Source organism: Hallella sp., from assembly GCF_037460745.1.
GTDB lineage: Bacteria > Bacteroidota > Bacteroidia > Bacteroidales > Bacteroidaceae > Prevotella > Prevotella faecis.
The window spans coordinates 1-4,546 of sequence record NZ_JAXVAE010000094.1 but is presented as its reverse complement, the minus strand read 5'-3'; the positions used below and the strand labels follow the sequence as shown (position 1 = coordinate 4,546).

The following is a 4,546-nucleotide window of genomic DNA, read 5'->3' as shown; positions in this document are numbered from 1 at the left end:
GATTTTAACATAGAAAGCGAATTGATATAATCGTTTTACGATTACCAATTTGAACTAATTTGGCTAACGCAATTAGAAAAAATTCGAAAATTCGCTTTCTCCGCTGGCGCTACGAAAGCGGCAGAGCCGAGCGACGCCGTCTGAGGCTAAATTAACTATTCGTTGTGAAAGCCGTCTGAGGCCAGAGCTATTAGATGTGATGCGCACTTCAAATCACTCCAAATGTCGGATGAGCCATAAAAAACCGTGAGAGAAACAGGGGCGACGAAGTTCCTTCACAACCTCTCGTCGCCAACCCACCTTCAGTTTTTCCACAAATGCCGGAACAAAATGGTCACAACTTCCGGAACAAAATGGTCACAAATGCCGGAACAAAACAGCCACAACTTCCGGAGCAAAATGGCCTCAAATGCCGGAAAAGTATAATATTTTGATTGCACGCATATTCCTGGAGCACCCAACGACGACGCTGAAACCATGGCTCGCCATCGGCTACACACCAACGCTGGCGACAGCCCCCCCCCCCGACTTTTGCAAGCACAAATGGCGAGAATCAGGGCAAAACACCGACCAGCCAAAGTCAACAAAAGGCTAATGGCGCAAGGATTTTTTGCAGCAAAACATATACCTTTGCAGCCGAATGGCGGCTTCTGCACAATAAGGGAGCAAACCATAATGGCCCGAAGGGGGCGCCATCCATACAACAAAAACACGAAAACGATGACTGAATACGAAAAACAACAGGCCGGGATGGTTTACAACGCGCCCGACGCCGACCTCGTGAAAGAACTGTACGCCTGCCACGACCGCTGCTGGGAGTATAACCAAATACGACCCACCCATCACGCTGAGCGCAACAAGATGATCAGGCTGATCCTGGGAAAGGCCTACGAGGACACGTTTATCAACCAACCGTTCCATTGCGACTTCGGCAAACACATACGGGTGGGCAAGCGATTCTTTGCCAACTTCAATTTCACCGTGCTCGACGAGGCGAAGGTAACCATCGGCGACAACTGCTTCATCGGTCCCAACGTGAGCATCTACACCGCATGCCACAGCACCGACCCCACTGAGCGAAACTCGCGGCAGGAATGGGCTAAGCCCGTGACCATCGGCAACAACTGCTGGTTGGGCGGTAGCGTAACCATACTGCCCGGTGTGACCATCGGCGACAACGTAACCATCGGAGCGGGCAGCGTGGTGGTGAAAGACATTCCCTCAAACTGCATCGCAGCAGGCAACCCCGCCAAGGTCATCAAGAGGATCGACGCAGGGGAAATGGAATAGCAGAAGAAATCATGATGTTCCCACGGCTTGCTTCCACTATCTGCGCTTGCGCCTCGTTGCGCCGATAGTGAGCAGGATGGTGATGATGGTTTCTGTTGTGCAACGTTCGTTTCATATTTGTCGTTACCTCCTATATCACAGCTGTCCGGTAAAACTCCAAAGAGCATAAATATCCTCCCCGAAGCCCCGTAAAATAGGACTTCGGGCATTATTTTCCAAAAGTAAGCCCCCTAATCGAAAAGACTTGGTCCTGGTGGCGCTTTTTGCATCTCCTTTGCAAGGATATCATTCCATGTCTTCTCGGGATTCTCCATAAGATTTTTCAATCAAGTTCACAACTTTGTGGTCCACAACCTTGTGAACCACATTCTTTTTCATTACCTTTGTGATCTAATTGAGAAAGGAGTAAAGATTATGGAGAAAGCTTTTGTATATGGCATGTCGGTCGGTGGCAATAACTTTACAGACCGAATTGAAGAAACCAAGCGTATCAAGCTCGACTTTGAAAATGGCGTTAATGTTATTCTTATATCTCCAAGACGCATGGGTAAGACCTCTCTTATAAAAAAGGTGATTTCCGAGATTGACGACCCTATGCTAAAAATCGTCTACATGGACATCTATGATTGCAGAAGTGAATATGATTTCTATAACCGATTTGCCGAAACAATCATGAAGTCCACTGGCAACCATTTGGAGCAAGTAATGGAGAACATCAAGCGTTTCTTGGTTAGAATCTCGCCAAAAATTTCATTTAGCCCAGAACCCAACTCTGAGTTTTCTGTATCATTGGGAATAACGCCCAAGGATTATTCTCCTGAGGAAATTTTGAATCTTCCTGAACGTATTGCCAAGGAACAAGGCGTTCGCCTTGTAGTATGTATTGATGAGTTTCAGCAGATAGGCGAGTTCACAGACTCGCTGACCATACAAAAACGTCTACGCGGCGTTTGGCAGCATCATCAAAATGCGTCTTATTGCTTCTTTGGCAGTAAGAAGCATCTGATGGAAAATATTTTCCAAAATCGTCGTATGCCTTTTTATCAGTTTGGGGAGATGCTGCATCTCAAGTGTATTCCTACGGAATATTGGGTTCCCTTCATCTGCTCTCGATTCGAGAAGTACGGCAAGAAGATAACAGAAGAGTATGCTGGCAGAATATGCCAAGTGGTAAAGAATTACTCATCTTATGTGCAGCAACTTGCATGGAACGTTATGGCTGAAACAGAGAAAGAGGTAAGCGAGGAGAGTTTCGAAGAAGGCTTGAGGGCCCTGTTGGAGCAAAACAGCAGTCTCTTTATACAACAGACAGAGGGGCTCACGACCTATCAGCTCAACTTCATTCGTCTTTTGTGCAAAGACATACATTCAGGATTTACCACTCAAGCGGTTTCCGAAATATATCCATTGGGTAGTAAGTCGAATATAGACCGTATAAAGAAAAGCTTGGTTGACAAAGAGATTATCGCCATTGAGAAAGATGGTATATTCCTTGCTGATAGTGTATTTGAGCTTTGGTTTAAAAGAGAAATGATGTAGCGCGATAGCGGCACAGTGGATATTAGCTACATGGCATAGCCTTGCGAATTGAATGTGGGTAATGCCTATGAAGGTTCTACACCATCAGCAAAAACAAAACAGGAAGTTTCCCATCTTTCCTGAATAAAGAATGGAAAACTTCCTGGTCATTTTATGCTTTGTCTTGCCCTATCACGCCACCAACGTGAACAGGAAGAACATCCAGTGGGCTGCAACGGCTGCAACCAATCCGCCTATGAAATGCGCGGTGATGGCCTTAGGAGTCAGGTCGCGATAGCCAAGTGAGTCGAGCATGGCGGTGTGGGTGCTTAAGAATCCGCTCCAGCACATACCAATGGCGGTAAACACGGCAATGGCGTTGCCATCAATCCAACCATGGGCGATGAAGCCAGGAATCAAGCTCAGGGAAGCGCCCACCGCACCGAGAGCCGTGATGGGGAACGCCACAAGATGAGGATCGTGGAAACCAAAGAGCCACTCAAAAACAAAATCGATCTTGTTGGCAAGCCAAGGCAACAACTCTACGCCCTGGTAAGCGATGCCCGAATAAGTGCCGTCCTCGGCAGGGCCGAAGGTAAAGATCATCACGCAGGTAGAGATGATAAGCACACCGGGAATGATGGACAGACCCACCTCCACACCACTTCGGCCACCGTCGAGCATGGAGTTGAGCAAGCGAATAAACACCGTCTTCTTGTGATTCTCGTCTTCCTCTTCTTCCTCCTCGGCAATCTCCTCGGGCGAAACGGCATCCTCAACGGCATATTCGGGATAAGCCTTCAGCACGAAACGCTGCATGAGACGTGTGGAGCACACGCAACCAATGCAAGCGCCCAGCAAACCGATGAGCGGCGCGGCATAGAACCCCTGGCTCGCCATGAACACGATGACAAGCAAGCCCATACCGAAAGCGGTACCGAAGTTGGTAAGTGAGATGAATTGGTATTTCTTGAAATAGCTCGCAAAACGCTTATCGTTGGCAAGCGAAATGATGGCGGGGTTATCGGAGAGGAAGGTCATGACGGCTCCCAGCGACGTCACACCCGGCAGATTGAAGATGGGACCCATCAGGGGACGGAGCGCGCGCTGGAGCAAGGCCACCAAGCCAAACTCTACGAACACACGGCCCAAGGCACCCGTAATCACACAGATACTCATCAGGTAGAACACGGTGTTGAGCAAGAGGTCGTGGGCTGTCTTCATGATGGTGTTGAGCATGTTGGGAACGCCCATAACGAAACCCAAATAACCGAACAACACAACAACGCAGATTAAACACCAAACACCACTTGGCAAAAGCTTTTTGCCATTCTTGTTAAACTTTGCCATAACAATATTCGCTTAATGGTTATTTTTTCCATGATAACACATGCAACTTAGCCACAAGACCCAGTCGCACCGTCGTTTGGTCGTCCAACATCGTCCCCGCGGGGTTCGAGTTGGTGCCCGTAGAATGGGCCACGCTCAGGCTGACGCGCACATCCGACTTGCCCTTCAATGGGTAAGCCTCTACGCCACCGCCAATGGCGGTAAGCTCCGTGCCCGGCAAAACACACTTGTCGGCCTCCTTCTCGGCACGGTTCACGTCGTAGGTAAACTTGCCATAAAGGCTCAACTGAGGCAGCACACGATAGTCAACGCGCGCCATCACCGAGCAATCCTTAAATACTAGTGATGCGATATTAATCGCTTAACTATAGTTATATATTTGATATTT

The 4,546-nt window shown here is 48.3% G+C and carries 4 protein-coding genes; 2 read left to right on the top strand and 2 right to left on the bottom strand.

Features of this window, described 5'->3' with window-relative positions:
- Positions 1-720 precede the first annotated feature (720 nt).
- Positions 721-1,290, top strand: coding sequence for a sugar O-acetyltransferase (locus tag WKK33_RS05710; RefSeq protein WP_337932890.1), 570 nt, complete (start codon positions 721-723; stop codon positions 1,288-1,290).
- A gap of 414 nt (positions 1,291-1,704) precedes the next feature.
- Positions 1,705-2,829: an ATP-binding protein gene (locus WKK33_RS05705; protein ID WP_337932889.1), complete on the top strand. Its 1,125-nt coding sequence runs from the start codon at positions 1,705-1,707 to the stop codon at positions 2,827-2,829.
- A gap of 171 nt (positions 2,830-3,000) precedes the next feature.
- Here WKK33_RS05705 and WKK33_RS05700 read toward each other — a convergent pair whose 3' ends face one another.
- Together WKK33_RS05700 and WKK33_RS05695 are read right to left on the bottom strand one after the other, a co-directional pair.
- Complete coding sequence (locus WKK33_RS05700; RefSeq protein ID WP_337469740.1) at positions 3,001-4,158, bottom strand: nucleoside recognition domain-containing protein; 1,158 nt, start codon at positions 4,156-4,158, stop codon at positions 3,001-3,003.
- Positions 4,159-4,177: 19 nt separating this feature from the next.
- Positions 4,178-4,480 (bottom strand): hypothetical protein, encoded by a 303-nt coding sequence (locus tag WKK33_RS05695; RefSeq protein ID WP_337932887.1) that lies wholly within the window; start codon positions 4,478-4,480, stop codon positions 4,178-4,180.
- Positions 4,481-4,546: the final 66 nt, after the last annotated feature.